The sequence below is a fragment of the Micromonospora sp. MH33 genome (assembly GCF_003013775.1).
GTDB lineage: Bacteria > Actinomycetota > Actinomycetes > Mycobacteriales > Micromonosporaceae > Micromonospora > Micromonospora fulviviridis.
This window is the reverse complement of sequence record NZ_MUYZ01000125.1, coordinates 1-17451: the sequence shown is the minus strand read 5'-3', so window position 1 is coordinate 17451 and position 17451 is coordinate 1. Positions and strand designations below refer to the sequence as shown.

The window sequence follows — 17451 nt, the reverse complement described above, 5'->3', positions numbered from 1 at the left end:
AGGCGTCGACCGTCCCGATCCCGACCGTTCCCGCCCCGAGCACCCCGGCCACCGTCCCCGGCGCGGCCGACCCGCCCGCCCCACCGCCGTCCCGCCGCCCGGACCCGGCGAACGGCCGTCCGGCCCGCCCGCTCGGCCGCTACGCACCCGACGACGCGCGGCCCGCCCCCGCCGATCCGGCCCGCACCGGGCCGGGCGCGGACAATCTCGCCGGCTGGCTCACCGACCTGCGTCGGCGTCCCGACGAGTCGGATCCGTTCGGCGACGCCGGCCGCTCCGGCCCGGCCAATGGCCGGTCGGCCGAACCCGCGCCGCCACCCGCCCGGTCCTTCTTCGAGCCCACCCCCGGCCGTTCGCCCCGGCGGCAGTCGCCGCTGGACACGCCGCGCCGCGGCACGGAGCGGGCGGCGGCGCCCTCCCGGTTCGCCGGTGGCGGCCAGCCGTTCCCGCGCCGGCGGCCGCTGAACGAGCCGGTGCCGGAGGACCCGACGCAGGCGTTCCGGGTGGACTCCGCCGAACCGACCCCGGCGAGCCGGCCCGCGGAACCGGCCCGGCCGTTCCGGCCCGCCGCCCCGGCCGGGGAGACCACCCAGGCGCTGCCCCGGCGGCGCCCCGGCACCGGCGACGACCCGGTACCGGACGACCCGACCCAGCCGATCCCCGGCCCGGTCGACCTCGCCGAGGCCGAGGAGCTTCCGCCGTCGATCGCCGAGCCGGTGTCCGGCCCGCCCGTGTCGCGTCGGGGCTTCACCCCGATCGTCATCGAGGGCACCGTCATCGAGTCCCGCGAGCTGACCGAGCCGGCGGAGCCCGCGCCGTACCCGGTGCCCACGCTGCCCGCCGCCGCCTCCGCGATGGTGCCGGCGGCGTCCCCGGGCGACGGCGGCACGGCGGCGCCCTGGGCCGGGCCCACCGACCCCACCGTGCCGCTGAGGGTCGACCCACCCACGTCGCCGGCCCCCGATCGTGCCGCCGCCGGGTCCTCCGATCTCCGGCCAGGGCGGGCCGTGCCCTCCGGGGAGATGCCCGTCGACACGCCGGCCGAGCCGACCGTGCCGCTGTTCGACCGGCCCACGCCGGGCCGGCCGGGACCGGCCGACGACCCGCGCCCGTCGCTGTTCACCCCTGCCGGACCGGAAGATGAGCTGACCGCGCCGCTGTTCGAGCCGCCCGCGCCCCCGGACGTGCCGCTGTTCGCGCCGACCGCCGCTGCGGACGAGCCGACCACGTCGGTGTTCACGCCGGCCGCCGCGGACGAGCCGACCACGTCGCTGTTCACGCCGGCCGCCGCGGACGAGCCGACCACGTCGCTGTTCGCGCCGACCGCCGCCGCGGACGAGCCGACCACGTCGGTGTTCGCGCCCGCCGCCGCGGCCGGGCCCGTGCCGCCGGAGAAGCCGACGGCCGACGTCGCCGCCGCCGCTCCGTCCCCGGTCGACGGTGCCCGGGAAGCCGACTTCGTGCCGGCGAACGAGGTGGAGGAGGAGCTGCTCAGCGCGGCCGGCAGTGGCAGCACGGACAGCTTCCTCACCACCCTGCTGCTGGCCCGGGTGCTGCTGCCGGTCGCCGCCGACTCGGTGGCGGGCAGCCGACCGGGCGACCCCGGCTTCGTCTGGTGCACGGAGCAGATCGACGGCGGGACGTACGTGGTGGTCTACACCTCGCCCGAGCGGCTGGCGGACCGGGCCGGCGGCCCGACCGAGACGGTACGGGTCAAGTTCGTCCAGCTCATCCGCCGCTGGCCGGACGTGAGCTGGTCGTTCGCGGTGAACCCGGGCACCCCGGTCGGGGCGACGTACCCGGGGGAGCAGGTTCTCGCGCTGGCCAACTGGGCCGCCGAGGTGGGGCTGGGCGACGACCCGGAGACCGAGCCGGAGCCGCCCGCCACCGCACCGGTGCCGGCGGCCGAGCCCCGGCCCGCCCCGCCGGCGGTGGACCCGACCCGCCCGGTGACCATGCAGAAGGCGATCGCCCCGAGCCAGCTCGCCTACTACCTGGAGCGCGGCTACGACCGGGTTTCCGGCTTCGTGCACCGGGCCGGCGAGCTGGCCCACCTCAGCACTCCGGCCGAGCTGTACGACGCGCTCGGTCTCGGCCACCCCGGCTCGCCGTTCTCCCGCGACGCCGAGGAGATCTACGTGCTGCGCTGGCCGGCCTACCGGCCGAGCCTCTACCGGATCCCCTATGGCGGGCAGAACGAGGGCGCGATGCGGGCGATGGAGGGCTGGGTGATCGAGCGGCCCCCGTTCCGCGGCAACGGCTTCGCCCCGGGGGAGAGCAGCGACGTGGTCGCCGAGTTCAAGGTGGACAGTGCCCGGCTGCCGCACGGCGCCGAGCTGTGGCGGATCGGCGCGGATCGCAGCGAGCGGGTGGTCGCCGTGCTGGACACCGACGCGCTGCTCTGGGTCAAGGCGGATGACGGGTGACCCGCGACGGCTACGTGGCCCGCTGGCGGGGCCGGGAGTACCAGGCCAGCCCGGACGGCGGCGACGTCCGCCTGTACCAGCCGGAGCCGGGCGAGGGCTTCACCGAGGTACGCCCCGGCCGGCACGTCCGGGTGGTGCCGGCCGCCGAGGTCGAGGACCTGGCGTACGTGCGGACCACCTGCACCTGGCAGGGGCAGCCGTTCATCGTGCTGGCCGAGCACGACGGCTGGCTGCGTGTGGAGTACACCGGGGGCCGCTGGCCGGTGGCCCAGAAGATGGGGCTGGAGGCGTTCGACTTCGGCGTCTACCAGGGCTGGGCGCCCGCGAACGAGGTGACCGACCTGCGCGAGCAGCGGGTCTGAGTCAGGACTTCGTCCAGCGCAGGATCTCGCCGAGGACGAGGTCCCGGGCCTCCACGTGCGGGAAGTGGCCCACCCCGTCGAGCAGCCGCCACTCGTAGGGGGCGGTGACGTAGCGGCCGGAGCCCTGGGCGGTGCGGGGCAGTGAGGCGCGGTCGAGCGCGCCGTGCAGCTGGAGGGTCGGGGTGGTGAGCGGCTTCTGCATCAGCCGGACGAACCGGTAGCCGTGCAGCCGCAGTACCGACCGGAACGCCCAGCGGTAGCCCTCCATCGCGCAGAACGCCGCCTGCGGGATCTGCATGGCCACCCGGCAGCACCGGGCGTACGCGTCGAAGTCGGGGCCGTTCACCCAGCGCGGTCCGCCCCACCGGCGCAGCATCGACTCCACCTCGGCGGCGTCGTCGCGGGTCAGCACGTGCTCGTAGCGGGGGAGCTGGAACTTCAGCGTGGGCGTGGACGCGGTGAACTGGCCGCGGGGGTCGGCGAAGATGGCGGCCCGGAGCCGGAGCGGGTGCGGTGCGCCGAGCACCACGAGCCGCCGCACCAGGGCGGGGTGGAACGAGGCGGCGGTCCAGGCGATGAGGCCGCCGGCGCCGCTGCCCACCAGGGTCGCCGACCGCTCGCCGAGGGCCCGGATCAGCCCGGCGACGTCGGCGGCGAGGGTGTAGCCGTCGTACCCCCGGGGTGGCTTGTCGCTCGCGCCGTAGCCGCGCAGGTCGACCGCGACCGCGCGGAAGCCGGCGTCGGCGACCGCCGGCAGCATCTCGTGCCAGGCGTACCAGTACTCGGGGAAGCCGTGCAGGAAGAGCACCATGGGGCCGGTGCCGGCCTCGACGACGTGGAAGCGGCTGCCGTTGGCGCCGACGAACCGGTGCGTCCACGGCCCTTCGGGAAGGACACAGGACTCATCGACGGGTCCGCCGCGCTGGTCGGTCATGGGGCACAGCCTAGGGCGAACGGGGCGCGGGCGGCCCCGCAGGTGGCGAGGATCAGGGGATTCTCCGGGACGGCACCGGACGGGCCGCGGCCGGCCCGGCCGCCGGAAAGGGCGATGCCCGGGCAGGTGACCTGCCCGGGCATCGCGGGGTGTAGCGGTGATCGGCGGCTCAGGAGATGCGCACCTTCATCGCGGTGCCGTTCTGCTGGAGAACCTTGATCTTGACGCCGGTGGCCGGGAGCTTGACGCCGTGGTTCGGCAGCTCCGGGTACCAGTACTGCTGGGTGTCGTCGAACAGCGGCTGCGCGGCCTGGCCACGGATGTACTGCGGCTGGCTGTTGATGTGCAGCGTGAACGAGTCCGCCTTCTTCAGGCTGAACGGCGCGTCGTAGACCTGGACGCGGGCCCGCCACGGGGCGCCGGTCAGGTTGTAGATCGGCCGCGGGTGCGCGTCGATGTAGAGGTTACGACCCTCACCCGGGTGCTCGAACGTGTCGTTGTCCGCGTACCGGAGGTTCCAGTACGAGATCAGCAGACCCTCCTGGTACGCGTAGTGGTCCACGTAGTCCGGGCGGGTGTTCGCGTAGCCGAAGTAGTACGGGCCGGTCTTCAGGTACTTGTCGTACGAGACGTACGACCGGTTGCCGGCGATGTAGTAGTTGTCGAAGAGCCGGGTGTAGGTCGCCTCGGCGATGGTCCAGCCGGCGAGCGTCCAGTCTCCGGCACCGGTCTCGGCGCCGTCGCTGAGCAGGGTCTGGCCGTCGGCGGTCACGGTGATGGCGTCACCGAAGAAGCCGCCCGAGGCCACGCCACCGTCGGTGACGTAGTGGAACCGGAACTGCGCGACCTTGCCGGCCAGCGAGTCCATCGGGATGTTGATGTCCACCCACTTGCCCGCGCTGCTGCCGGTCAGACCCGGCGTCGGGTCGGTGTTGGACACCGGCGGGATCGGCTTGCCGTTGACCGTGCCGTTCAGCGCGTTCCAGGTCTTGCCGCCGTCCGTCGACGCCTCGAAGAAGAGGTAGTCGTAGCCGGTCTCGATGTTGAAGCGGCCCTTCATGGACAGCGCCGCCGAGGTCTTCCCGGTGAAGTCGAGCGTCCTGGTCATGGTGTTGTTCAGGTCGTCGTCGTTACCGGAGAAGTACTGCTTCGTGCCCTCGAACGGAGCGCCGTACTGGAAGGTGTACTCCCGCTGTGGCAGCACCACGACCGCGGCCTGCGCCTTCTTGGAGTTGTACTCCTCCGGGCCCAGGTCCAGGGTGCGCTTCTGCCCGGCCTTGACCACCTCGTAGTCGAGCCAGCCGAGCTGGAGCTTGTTCCAGGCGCCGAGGTCGCCACCGCGCTCGCCGATGCCCTGGTCGTTCTTGCCGCCGAGCCGGCTCTGGGCCATCAGGGTCCAGTGCTCGTTGTTGTTGTCGCCGCCGTTGATGTTGTTGTAGTCGTCCGGCAGGCCGAGGTCGTGGCCGTACTCGTGGTAGAAGACGCTGCGGCCACCGTTCTCCGGCTGGATCGTGTAGTCGCGGATCCAGACGCCGGTGTTGCCGATCTGGGTGCCGCCGATCGGGAAGTTCGGCGGACCGACGCGGGAGGTGTTGTACGCCGACCAGCGGTGGCTCCAGATGGCGTCCTCACCCTGGTGCGGGTCACCGTCGGCCTGGTCGCCGCCGGAGTGGACGATCTGGAAGTGGTCGATGTAGCCGTCCGGCTCGTTGAAGTTGCCGTCGCCGTCGTAGTCGAACCGGTCCCACTGGTCGAACGACTGCATGTCGGCCTTGATCTGGGCGTCGGTGCGGCCCTTGGCCTTCTGGTCGGCGACCCACTGGTTGGCGGCGTCGCGGATCAGGTCCCAGGTGTTCGGGCAGACGTTGTCCGCGCAGACCGCCGGGTCGCCCGTCGGGTCGTCGTCGGCCTTCGGGTCGTCCGAGCGGCCGTACCGGGCGGCGTTGTACTTGACCTTCACCCAGTCGGTGACCTGCCCGTCGACCGTGTAGCGGCCGGACGACTGGGCCTCGTAGTACTGCTTGAGCGACTCGTCGCCCGGCTTGGTCCCGAAGTACAGCTGGCGGAAGTACTCCGGGCTGTAGTCGGGCTGCCAGACGGTGGAGTTGTCCACCGCCCGGTTGGGGGCCGGGATCTCGTTGTGCCGCGGACCGTCGAATCCGGTCGGGCCAGCGATGTCCGGGTTGGTGTCCTTGTCCGGGTAGGCCGGGTCGCGCTCGTCGCCGAACTCGGCGAGGATCACGAAGATCTTGTCGGTCCGTTCCCGGGCCAGCTCGACGTACTGGTCCTTCTTGCCCGCCTTGTTGCTGGCGGTCCGGGCGCCGGCCGCCGCCGCCGCGCCGCCGGCGGTCTCGCCGACCTTGACGACGGTGCTGCCGTTGATCTTCTGGGCCTTGGCCCGGCCGGACAGGACCTCGCTGAGGCCCTCCTGGCGGAGTGCCCGCCGCTTGTCCTCGAGCTTGTCCGGCAGATCGTGAGGGGCCTGCGGCTCGGCCGCCGCCGGAGCGGCAGCCGGCAGCTTCGGTGCCGGCGCGGCGCTGGCGGCCGTGCCCGCCACCAGTCCCGTTGCCGTCAGCGAAAGCCCGAGCAGACCCACTGCGACTTTGCGCACGTGGTACCTCCGGTGTGAGGGAACCGGCCCTACGGGGGTACGGGCCGGTGGAAGGTCCCACTTGTGGGACCACTGGTGAAGATAAACACTCCCGTGACGCGTGGGAAGACAGGCACGTCGATTTGTAGCAACTTTTTGATGGGAACGCTCCTCACCGTCACATCAGGATCGGTCGATCGGCTGGGTTGAGCTGGGGCGAAAGGTTTCGGGGTACGCGAAAGGGACCGGTGGCGTCGCCGCCACCGGCCCCTTTGTGTCTGGTGCTACCCGATCAGTTGGTGACCTTGACGACCATGTCGCTGGTCGGGGTGGTGCCCTGCTGCAGGATCTCGATCTTGGTGCCGGTGCCGGCGACCTTCACCGAGTTCCACGGGTTGTTGCTGTTCCAGTACTTGTTGACCCCGCTGTCGGTGAACACCGGGACCGGGTCGAGCCGAGGCACCGTGACCGCCACGTCGTTCCTGTGGAAGGTCTGCGCCGGCTTGGCGTAGAGGCTGAACGTGGCGTCGTAGCCGTTGCGCCGGTTGGTGATGTTGCCCTGGTTGCCGACCTGGATCTTGCCCGGCCGAACGTCGACCGGCAGGTTCAGGCCGTAGCCCGGGTGCTGCGACGTGTTGTTGTCGCCGTACGCGTAGTTCACGTACCAGACCAGCAGGCCGGGCTGGTTCGAGAAGCGCTCCACCCAGTTCGGACGGCTGGCGAACCCGTAGTTGTAGCCACCGGTCCGCAGCGTGTCGTCGTAACCGAAGTACGTCCGGTTCTCGGCGATGTAGAAGCGGGGGTAGCTGTCGGTCACGGAGCCGCCCATCCGGGTCCAGCCCTTGGCGGTCCACTCCGCGGCCAGGGTCTCCGCGTCGTCGGTCCAGGCGACCGAGCCGTTCTTGGTCAGCGAGACGTTGTCCAGGAACGGGCCGGCCAGGTGCACGCCGCCGTCGGTGGCATAGCGGTAGCGGAACGTCACGCTCTTGCCGGCGTACGCCGACAGGTCGTAGGTCAGGTCGACCCAGTTGCCGCTGGTGGAGCCGTCGACACCGGTCTCGCCGGCGTCGATCAGCGAGTTGTGCAGGGAGGACCAGGTGGCGCCACCGTCCGTCGACACCTCGGCGTAGAGGTAGTCGTAGTCCTCCTCGATGTCCCACTGGGCCTTCACCGTGATCGACGCGGAGGTCGTGCCGGTCAGGTCCAGGGTGCGGGTCAGCGTGGTGTTCAGGTCGTCCGCGCTGCCGCCCCACCACTCGTACGACCCGCCGAACGGCGTGTTGTAGTTCGTGGTCTGGGTCTGCGCGGGCAGGTTGACCACGACAGCCTGGGCCTTCGGCCCGTCGCTGTCACCGGCCGGGCCGAGCGTCACCTGGGTGCTGCCCTTGCCGTAGTCGACCGTGGTGTGGTTCAGCCAGCCCAGGAAGAGCTTCGACCACGGGTCCATGTAGCCCGGGGTCGAACCGATGTCGTTGGTGCCGTGGCTCAGCCACGAACCCGAGGACATCAGGCTCCAGAAGCCGACGCCGTTGTCGCCACCCGCGGTGTCGTACAGGTCCGGCAGACCGAGGTCGTGACCGTACTCGTGGGCGAAGACGCCGAGGCCGCCGTTCTCCGGCTCCGTGGTGTAGTCACGGATCCACATCCCGGTGTCGCCGATCTGCACACCACCCGCGAGGTTGCCGGACGGGCCGGCCTTGCCCTCGAGGTTGGGGAACGCCGCCCAGCGGTGCGACCAGATGGCGTCCTCGCCCTGGGCGCCGCCGCCGGCCTCCTCGCCCTCGCCGGCGTGCACCGCCTGGAAGTGGTCGATGTAGCCGTCGGGCTCGTTGAAGTTGCCGTCGCCGTCGAAGTCGTACCGGTCCCAGATGTCGAACTGGGCCAGGTAGTCCTTGATCTGCTGCGGCGTCTTGCCGGCCTTGACCTGGGTGTCGTACCAGGACGTGGCGGTGTCCTTGACGAAGTTCCAGTAGCCGTCGGCCTCGGAGATGGCGTTGCTGCCGTACCGGGCCTCGTTGTAGGGAACGGTGATCCAGTCGCTGACGTCACCGCTGACGGTGTACCGGCCGCCGGACTGCTTGAGGTAGAAGTCCCGGAACGACTCGCCCTCACCGTAGAACATGTCCATGTAGTGCTCGCGGTGGAAGTCCGAGCGCCACAGGGTGCTGTTGTCGTCGGTGGAGCTGCCGTCCCAGTTGCGGTCCGGCTCGGGGATCTGGTTGACCACCGGACCGGCAGCTCCACCGGTGCGGGGGTCGGTCTTGTCGCCGAAGTTGACCAGCATGGTGAAGATCGGATCGGTCTTCGGGGCCTGCTGGTACTCGACGAACAGGTCGTCCTTGACCTGGATGACCTTCGAGCCGTTGCGCGTCTGAAGCTTGGCCTTGCCCTTCAACAGGTCGGAGATCGCCTGCTTCTTGACCTCTCGCTGCTGATCCGCCTTGGGATCGGGCAGGTTGTCCTTGCCGTGCTTCGCCTTGTCGGCACCGGGGGTGGGCTCCGCCGCCGGGGCGGCGGACGCCGGCGCCGTGACGACACCGGCTGCCAGCAGCGCGGCCGCAGCCGAGGCCAGGCCCGCTGTGACTCGTCTCCTCAAAGGTCCTCCTCCTTTGTGGAACTGTTACATGACAGAGGCAGCCAAAGCCATCACTGTCATGTCATGCGTCACTCACAATGACAGGTGTTGGCATCGTTGTCACCGGTCAATCACCCGATGAACGGGCCTTCTTTCCCGGACAATTCCGGGCGAAAGCGCTCAGCCATTCGACGCCGATTCACATTACGTTTTGGCCACGATCACGTGGAGTGACGGCGATTATGAGGTCCCCAAAGAGGAGCGCAGAAGCCCGCGAAAGTGTCACACCGTCGCGGAGGAAAATTGCTAACGCGTAAGACGGACGGGGCCCGTCCGGAGCAGTGTGCTCCAGACGGGCCCCGTCGTGTGATTGCGACGCGCCCTCGGCGTGTCAGGTCACGGGGTTGCCGGGGTCACGTACACCGTGGCGTACGAGTTGTCCTTGGCGGCCCGCTTGATGGTGATCGAGACGCCGTACGCGACGCCCGCGTCACCGGGGTTGCCGGTGCCGAGCACGATCGCCCCGCCGCCGAGGGTGGCCCCGTAGTACGCCGTGGCCGGCGTGCCGTCGGGGTTGGTCACCCGGGTGGTGTACTTCGCGTTGCCCCGCGACGGGATGACGACCGAGGCGTCGTTGTCCCGGGCGTACGCGGAGCCGTTGCGGATCTCGATGCCCGGGTACCAGCCCTTGGCGTCGCTGAACGCCGACACCGGGGCCTGGGCCGCGAAGTTGGTGCAGTACTCGCTGTACGGCTCGTCGGCCGCCTCCAGGCACTCCTTGAACGGGTACGTCGGGTTCAGCGAGAAGGCCGCGTTGGACGACTGCGGGCGGCTGGGCAGGTTGTCCAGCACCGACGGGTCCTTGACGGCCGCCTCGCCCTGCCGGCGCAGCGGGTCGTTGTGCGAGTCGACGATCAGCAGCCCGCCCTTGGCCCCGTAGCTGGGCAGCGCGGTCATCTGCCCGGTGACGTGGTTGACGTCGCCGAGCTCGGTGTCCCGGTACCAGACGAGCATGCCCGGGGCGTTGTACGAGACCCGGTCGACCTTCCACGCCTCGTGCGAGTAGACCGTGTCGTACGTGTACTTCAGGCCCTTGTCGAAGCCGTCGAAGTTGCGCCACTCGGCCAGGTAGTAGTGCGACTTCACCTGGGTGCCCGAGTCGACGTGCCAGCCGGCGCCGGTGGTGTCGGTGAAGGTGCCGCCGGTCTGGGTCCAGCCGTTGGCGCCGCCCTCGACGTCGTCGCTCCAGGTGGTGGCGCCGCCGCCGGTGACCGAGAAGTCGTCGGCGAACCAGCCGCGCTCCACGAACGCCTCGTCGGTGGCGTACCGCAGCCGGACCTGGACGGTCTGCCCGGCGTACGCGGACAGGTCGACGTAGTCGTGGCGCCAGCCGCCCGTGCTGCCGGTCAGGCCGTACTTCTTGTTGCCGAAGTCGACCATCCGGCCGTTCGGGTCGGCGTACCCGTCGTTGGTGGTGACGAGCTTGCCGGTGGCGTCGTAGACCTTCTGCTCGGACCAGGTGGCGCCGCCGTTGGTGGAGACCTCCAGGAAGCCGTAGTCCCAGTCCGCCTCGATGACGTAGTTGTTCCACATCCAGAACTTCGCGTCCGCGGCGTTCGGGACGGTCACCGTCCGGCTCAGCTTGACGTCCGCCCAGTTCTGGTCGGCGCCGGAGTACCACATGTTGCTGCCGCTGTGCGGCTGCGCCAGGGTGATCACCTTGTCCGGCAGGTTGATCTTGATGCCGTCCTTGGTGCCGACCGGGGTGTTCGAGGTCTGGCCCAGCTGCACCGCGCGGGGGTCGTCACCCGGGTTGAGGGTCAGCGGGTCGGCCCAGCCGAGCACCCACTTGTCCCAGAGGCCCATGTGGGTCGGCATCGCCTGGAAGATCTCGCCGCTGTGCGACCCGGAGGCCATCAGGTCCCAGAAGTCGACGTCCGAGTCGGCGTTGCCGGAGGTGTCGTAGAGGTCCGGCAGACCGAGGTCGTGGCCGAACTCGTGGGCGAACACACCGACGCCGGCGTCCTCCGGCTGCACGATGTAGTTGGCCACCTTCTTGTTGGTGCCCGGGATGGTGTAGCCGCCGGCCACCGTCGAGGAGTGCGCCCAGACCGAGTAGACGCCCACGTCGCCGCCGCCGCGCGACTTGCCCTGGTTGGCGTGCACCAGCACCAGGTGGTCGATCACGCCGTCCGGCTCGTTGACGTTGCCGTCACCGTCGGCGTCGCCCTGGTCCTCGATGTCGTAGTCGGCCCACGGGAAGTTCGGGTCCATCTTGGCCAGCGCGTCCACCGCGTCGGTGGCTAGTCGGCCGGCGCCCTGCGGGTTGTCCGGGTGGCCGTTCATGGACTGCTCACGACCGGCGACCCAGTTGCCGTTCTCGTCCTTGAAGCAGCGCGAGGCCGCGTACCAGCCCTCCGAGTGCGGCACGGTGATCCACGGGCTGGCCTGCCCGTCCACCGTGTACGCGCCCTTGGACATCTCCAGGTACATGTTGTGCATGGTGCGCCCGGAGATGTCGACGCCCGGCTTCCCGTCCGGCCCGGTCAGGTCCTTGCGGACCCGCTCGGTGATGCCCTCCTTGGTGTAGAGCATCTTGTCGTAGTGCTCGGGCGAGAAGTCCGGCACCCACATCGAGTTGTTGTCCTCGTGCGGCAGGGTGGCCGGGTTGGCGATCTGGTTGTGCTTCGGGCCGTTCTGCACGGTGCCGGGGACACAGCTCCGGTCCTCGAAGACCGTCTTCGGCACCATCACGTTGGTGAAGTCGTCGTTCGCCTTGTCGTTGAACTCCACCAGCAGGGTCAGCAGCTTGGCGGTCTGGGTGCCCTTGGCCTGCTTGATCTGGCGGGGACTCTTCCCCGTCTTGATCGCCTTGGCCTCCAGCTTGGCCAGCTCGCGCGCGGCCTTCGGGTTGCCGCCGGCGAACTTGCGGTCGTAGGCCCGCGCCGCGTCGACCGGACTGGTGTAGACCCCGTCCTTCCCCTTCACCTCCTTGCCCGGCGTGCCCGGCTGGACCTCCGGCTCGGCGTAGTTGATGTAGTAGTCGTCCGCCCCGACCGTGGCCCGGGCACCACCGGACGTCTGGGCGGCCGCGCTGCCGGTCACGGTCAGCGACGCGGCGGCGAGGGCGATGGCGGGCAGCGCGACGAGTATGCGTCGGCGTGACCCGGATTGCGGAAATGTGTGCATGCCGCTCCGTTCTAGGGCATGGGAGGGGGAGCCGGCCGGTCGCGCGTCGTAGCGACGCCCGTCGAACCGGTCCGACGCGGCTGAACCTAACCGAAGAGGGGCCCCCGTCGACAGGGGGCGACATAGCCTCTGGCCGATCAGCCTGCCGAGCCTCCACCGAACTTCCGACAGATGTCTCAACAGAACGACGGTGGGTGGCGGCCCGTCCGGACCGCCACCCACCGTCAGGGGTACGTCTGCCGTCAGTCCTCGTCGGACTTGCCGGCCCCCATGCCCGAGGAGATCAGGTCCATCACCGAGGAGTCCTGGAGCGTGGTGACGTCGCCGAGCGACCGGTGCTCCGCGACGTCCCGCAGCAGCCGGCGCATGATCTTGCCGGAGCGGGTCTTCGGCAGCTCCGGCACCAGCATGATCTGACGCGGCTTGGCGATCGGGCCGAGCGTCTTGGCCACGTGGTTGCGCAGGTCGGCGATGAGCCGCTCGCCGGCCTCACCGGAGATCTCCGTGCTGCCGCGCGGGATGGCGAACGCGACGATCGCCTGGCCGGTCGTCGGGTCAGTCGCGCCGACCACCGCCGCCTCGGCCACCGACGGATGGCTGACCAGCGCCGACTCCACCTCCGTGGTGGAGATGTTGTGACCGGACACCAGCATCACGTCGTCGACCCGGCCGAGCAGCCAGATGTGCCCGTCGTCGTCCTTCTTCGCCCCGTCGCCGGCGAAGTAGACCCAGTCGTCCCCGTGGTTGGCGCCGGCCCCGAAGCGCGACCAGTAGGTCTCGATGAAGCGGTTGTCGTCGCCCCAGATGGTGCGCAGCATCGACGGCCACGGCTCGCGGAGCACGAGGTAGCCGCCACCGCCGTTCGGCACCGACTGGCCCTGGTCGTCCACCACGTCGGCGACGATGCCCGGCAGGGCGGTCATCGCCGAGCCGGGCTTGGCCTCGGTGACGCCCGGCAGCGGGGAGATCATGATCGCGCCGGTCTCGGTCTGCCACCAGGTGTCGACGACGGGCAGCTCGCCCCGGCCGACGTACTGCCGGTACCAGATCCACGCCTCCGGGTTGATCGGCTCACCGACGCTGCCCAGCAGGCGCAGCGAGGAGAGGTCGTAGCCGGCGGGGATGTCCTCGCCCCACTTCATCATGGTGCGGATCAGGGTCGGCGCGGTGTACAGGATGGTGACCTTGTACTTGTCGACGATCTCCCAGAACCGGCCCTTGTGCGGGGTGTCCGGGGTGCCCTCGTACATGACCTGGGTGGCGCCGTTGGAGAGCGGGCCGTAGACGATGTAGGAGTGCCCGGTGACCCAGCCGATGTCGGCGGTGCACCAGTAGACGTCCGTCTCCGGCTTGAGGTCGAAGACCGCGTGCGTGGTGTACGACGCCTGGGTCAGGTAGCCGCCGGTGGTGTGCAGAATGCCCTTGGGCCGGGCCGTGGTGCCGCTGGTGTAGAGGATGTACAGCGGGTGCTCGGCGTCGAACGGCTGCGCGGCGTGCTCCGGCGAGGCGGTCTCCACCGTCTCGTGCCACCAGTGGTCCTTCGCCGACCAGGCGACCTCCTCGCCGGTGCGGCGGACGACCAGCACGTGCTCCACCGACGGGCAGTTCGCCACCGCCTCGTCGACAGTCGGCTTGAGCGCGGACGGCTTGCCGCGGCGGAAGCCACCGTCCGCGGTGATCACCACCTTGGCGCTGGCGTCCTGGATCCGGTTGGTCAGCGCGTCGGCCGAGAAGCCGCCGAAGACCACGCTGTGCGTGGCGCCGATCCGGGCGCAGGCGAGCATCGCCACCGCGGCCTCGGGGATCATCGGCAGGTAGATCGCCACCCGGTCGCCGGCCGTGACGCCCAGCTCGGTCAGCGCGTTCGCCGCCTGGCAGGTGAGCTTGTGCAGGTCCGCGTAGGTGACGGTGCGGGTGTCACCCGGCTCGCCCTCCCAGTGGATCGCCACCTTGTCGCCGCGACCGGCCGCCACGTGCCGATCCAGGCAGTTGTACGCCACGTTGAGCTGACCGCCGACGAACCACTTCGCGAACGGCGCGTTCGACCAGTCGAGCACATGGTCCCAATGCCGGGCCCAGTGCAGCCGCCCGGCCTGGCGCTCCCAGAAGGCGAGCCGGTCCTCGGCCGCCTCGCCGTACGCGTCCGCGGTCACGTTGGCGTTCGCGGCGAGCTCGGCCGGCGGCGGGAACTGGCGCGTCTCGTTCAGCAAGTTGGCCAATGCCTCGCTCATGCGGTGACTCCTTCATCGCGTGACCTGCGTCTCCTACCCGGGAGAGGTTAGTCCCGGCGCACCCCCCGCCGCGACCGCCCGGTCACCCGCCACGCGCCCAATGGCCCTTCGGGCGCGCCGAGCAGTCGAGGAGAGTGGTTCGCGTCGCTTCCCGGCGGCTGGCGATCCGGCGGGGTGCGGGGATCGCTAGCGTGGCGGGGTGACCACCGACCCGCTCGCCCCGCTGCTTGCGCTCGCCGACATCGCGCCCGCCGTCGAGCGGGCCCGTGACCGGGTCGACCAGGCCCACCGGCACCGCGCGCTGCGCCGCCAGGGCGGTCAGGTCGCCGCCGAGGTCAGCCTCCGCTCGGCCGTGGCCAGCGCCGCGCTGGAGGGCCGGGTGCACGACCGCGAGGAGGTACGCGCGGGCACGGTCACCGACCCGCTGCTCCAGGGCGCGCTGCGGGTGGCCGGGGCGCTGCCCGGACTGAGCGACCTCTGGCCGAAGGCACCGCGCCAGGCCCTCGCCCGGCTGCACGTGCTCGCGGCCCGCGACGTGGTGGCCGAGGCCGAGCTGGGCCGCCCGGTGGCCGACCCGGTGGTGGCGGCCCGCCTCGACGGGCTGGCCGGGCTGGTGGCCGGGGGCACGAAGGTGCCGCCGCTGGTGCTGGCCGCCGTGGTGCACGGCGAGCTGCTGAACCTGCGCCCCTTCGCCGGCCCGTCCGGGGTCGTGGCGCGGGCCGCCGCCCGACTGGTATTGATCTCCACCGGGTTCGACCCGCGTGGGCTGGTCGCCGTCGACGTCGGCCACCGGGAGCGGGAGCCCGAGTACGTCGGTGCGGCCGGCGCCTTCGCCACCGGCACCCCCGACGGGCTGCGCTCCTGGCTGCGCCACTACATGGCCGCCGTGGAGGTCGGCGCGGAGCAGCTCACGCTCATCGGCGACGAGATCCTCGCCGCCTCCTGAACTGCCGCGCTGCTCGGCGCGGCCTCAGCCGGTGGGGGTGCTGGCGGCGCGGGTGCGGCGGTGCCGGCCGTACCAGGCGATGCCGATGGCCACGCCGACGCCCACGCCCAGGGCCGCCGCGGCGACCGGCACGGCGGGGCGCTCCCGCAGCCGCCGGCCCAGCGGCACCGGGTGCCGGAACTCCAGCACCGGCCACGAGTTCTCCACGGCCAGCCTGCGCAGCGCCCGGTCCGGGTTGACCGCGGTCGGGTGCCCCACGCACTCCAGCAGCGGGCGGTCGCTGTACGAGTCGGAGTAGGCGTAGGAGTCGGCGAGGTCGTAGCCACGTTCGAGGGCCAGTTCGCCGACGGCGTCGACCTTGCGCGGGCCGGCCGCGTAGAACTCGACCTCGCCGCTGTAGCGGCCCTCCGCCACCGCCATCCGGGTGGCGATCACGTCCGTTACCCCGAGCAACTCGCCGATGGGGCGGACCATCTCCTCGCCCGACGCGGAGACCAGCACCACGTCCCGGCCGGCGGCCTGGTGCTCCTCGATGAGGGCGGCGGCCTCGGCGTACACGTAGGGGTTGATCAGCTCGTGCAGCGTCTCCGCGACGATCTGGCGGACCTGTTCCACCGGCCAGCCCTTGCAGAGCGTGGCGAGGTAGTCCCGGGTCCGGGCCATGGTCTGCTCGTCGGTGCCGCCCAGCCGGAACATCAGCTGCGCGTACGCCGACTTGACCACGTCACGGCGAGTGATCAGCCCGTCCCGGTAGAACGGCCGACCGAACGCCAGTGCGCTCGACTTGGCGATGACGGTCTTGTCGAGATCGAAGAAAGCGGCACTCCGGCCCACGGCGCGAAAGTCTAGCCCGACGGGGCGCGGTCGGCTGGTCCCCCGGGGGCTCCCGGAGCCGACCGGTCCGGCAGGCGCACTCGTGAGAGTGACGGCTGTCACACCTGTGGGCCACAAATTAGCGTTGCGTGGAGTGAACACCACTCGACGTATAAGGGTCCATTGCGGCATGCTTGTGCTCGCGACGAGAGTTCACGTCCCGTCGACCGCGAAGAACATGGACCCTCGGCGGTTGCACCCCCCGTGACCGCTGAGTGGGTTCGGCTCGACCCCCCCGGAGCCGAACCTCACGACGACCCCCGTCTCCCCCCGACGGGGGTCGTCCCTTTCCGGCGAATGATCGGGTTCGGACAACGTGTTCCGAGGGACGGCCGGTGGCTCTGGGTCGGCCATAGCAGATCGACTCGGTGGCCGGGGGCTGTCCACAGCCGCCCCCGTCGTCCACAGCGCCGCCCGGCCGGGCACCGGTGCGCCGATCCCGCCGGCAGGCTGCTCCGCGGCACGTCCGAGTCCGACCGCTGGAGGCCGCCATGCCGCCCCGTACCCCGCTGCCGCCGTACCGTCGGCTGCCCCTGCTCGTCACCGCCGACGGCGACCTCCTCGACGAACTGCTGCGGCTCGCCGCGGCGGGCGGCACCGAGGTCGAGCTGGCCGCCGATCCCGCCGCCGCCCGGGCCCGCTGGACGCCGGCGCCGCTGGTGCTGGTCGGTGCCGACCAGGCACAGGCGTGCCTGCGCGCCACCCTGCCCGCAGCCGAGCCCTGGCTGGTCGACCGGTTCGCCGAGTGTGCCGACGAACTGCCCGGCGGCGGCCCGGCCCGCGTCGTGGCGGTGCTCGGCGGGCGGGGCGGTGCCGGCGCCAGCGTGCTGGCCGGGGGCCTCGCCGTCACGGCGGCCCGGGCCCGGCTGCGCACCCTGCTGGTGGACGCCGACCCGCTCGGGGGCGGCCTCGACCTCGTGCTCGGCTGGGAGCAGCTCGAAGGGCTGCGCTGGCCCGGGCTCACCGGCACCGACGGCCGGGTGGACCCGCCGTCGCTGGTCCGCGCTCTGCCCAGCCGGGGCGACCTGGTCGTTCTCTCCTGGGACCGGGGCGCGCTGCGGCACCTACCGGCCGAGGCGATGGCGGCCACCGTCGACGCCGCCCGCCGAGGCCGGGACGTGGTCGTTCTCGACCTGCCCCGGCACCTGGACGACGCGGCCGTGGTGGCCCTCCAGGCGGCCGACCGGGCACTGATCGTCGTACCGGCCGAGCTGCGGGCCACCGCCGCCGCGGCCCGGGTCGTCGCCGTGGCCGCCCCGCACTGCGCCGACCTGGCGGTGATCGTGCGGGGTCCCGCACCGGGCCGGCTCCGGGCCGGCGAGGTG

Annotated in this window: 10 protein-coding genes; 4 read left to right on the top strand and 6 right to left on the bottom strand. The window is 71.3% G+C overall.

The genetic code is table 11. The features are described from left to right. Positions 1-17: 17 nt before the first annotated feature. Together B0E53_RS37045 and B0E53_RS19395 are read left to right on the top strand one after the other, a co-directional pair. A complete protein-coding gene (locus tag B0E53_RS37045) occupies positions 18-2426 on the top strand; it encodes an SseB family protein (RefSeq protein WP_246835489.1) in 2409 nt (802 codons plus the stop codon). Further along, on the top strand, positions 2423-2788 hold the full coding sequence (locus tag B0E53_RS19395; protein WP_107077365.1) for a hypothetical protein: 366 nt from the start codon (positions 2423-2425) through the stop codon (positions 2786-2788). The genes B0E53_RS37045 and B0E53_RS19395 overlap by 4 nt, the downstream gene beginning before the upstream one ends. Position 2789: 1 nt before the next feature. On the opposite strand, the gene B0E53_RS19390 is transcribed toward B0E53_RS19395, so the two are convergent. The 5 genes from B0E53_RS19390 to acs form a co-directional block, all read right to left on the bottom strand. Then, positions 2790-3722 (bottom strand): alpha/beta hydrolase, encoded by a 933-nt coding sequence (locus B0E53_RS19390; RefSeq protein WP_107077364.1) that lies wholly within the window; start codon positions 3720-3722, stop codon positions 2790-2792. A gap of 169 nt (positions 3723-3891) precedes the next feature. Then, entirely contained in the window at positions 3892-6318 is a 2427-nt protein-coding gene (locus B0E53_RS19385; RefSeq protein ID WP_107077363.1) for an immune inhibitor A domain-containing protein, read from the bottom strand. A 286-nt stretch (positions 6319-6604) separates the two neighbouring features. Beyond that, positions 6605-8908 (bottom strand): immune inhibitor A domain-containing protein, encoded by a 2304-nt coding sequence (locus tag B0E53_RS19380; protein ID WP_107077362.1) that lies wholly within the window; start codon positions 8906-8908, stop codon positions 6605-6607. A 375-nt stretch (positions 8909-9283) separates the two neighbouring features. After that, a complete protein-coding gene (locus B0E53_RS19375) occupies positions 9284-12076 on the bottom strand; it encodes an immune inhibitor A domain-containing protein (RefSeq protein ID WP_107077361.1) in 2793 nt (930 codons plus the stop codon). 242 nt (positions 12077-12318) lie between these two features. Further along, on the bottom strand, positions 12319-14307 hold the full coding sequence (acs, locus tag B0E53_RS19370) for an acetate--CoA ligase (RefSeq protein WP_107077360.1): 1989 nt from the start codon (positions 14305-14307) through the stop codon (positions 12319-12321). Between the two features lie 199 nt (positions 14308-14506). Here acs and B0E53_RS19365 point away from each other — a divergent pair, with 199 nt between their 5' ends. Further along, complete coding sequence (locus tag B0E53_RS19365) at positions 14507-15253, top strand: oxidoreductase (protein WP_107077359.1); 747 nt, start codon at positions 14507-14509, stop codon at positions 15251-15253. A 24-nt stretch (positions 15254-15277) separates the two neighbouring features. Here B0E53_RS19365 and B0E53_RS19360 read toward each other — a convergent pair whose 3' ends face one another. Next, positions 15278-16087, bottom strand: a complete 810-nt coding sequence (locus tag B0E53_RS19360) for an HAD-IB family hydrolase (protein WP_107077358.1) — start codon at positions 16085-16087, stop codon at positions 15278-15280. Positions 16088-16617: 530 nt separating this feature from the next. Between B0E53_RS19360 and ssd the strand changes: the two genes are divergently transcribed. Then, positions 16618-17451 (top strand): septum site-determining protein Ssd (ssd, locus tag B0E53_RS19350; RefSeq protein ID WP_107077356.1); only part of this gene is annotated, 834 nt, incomplete at its 3' end.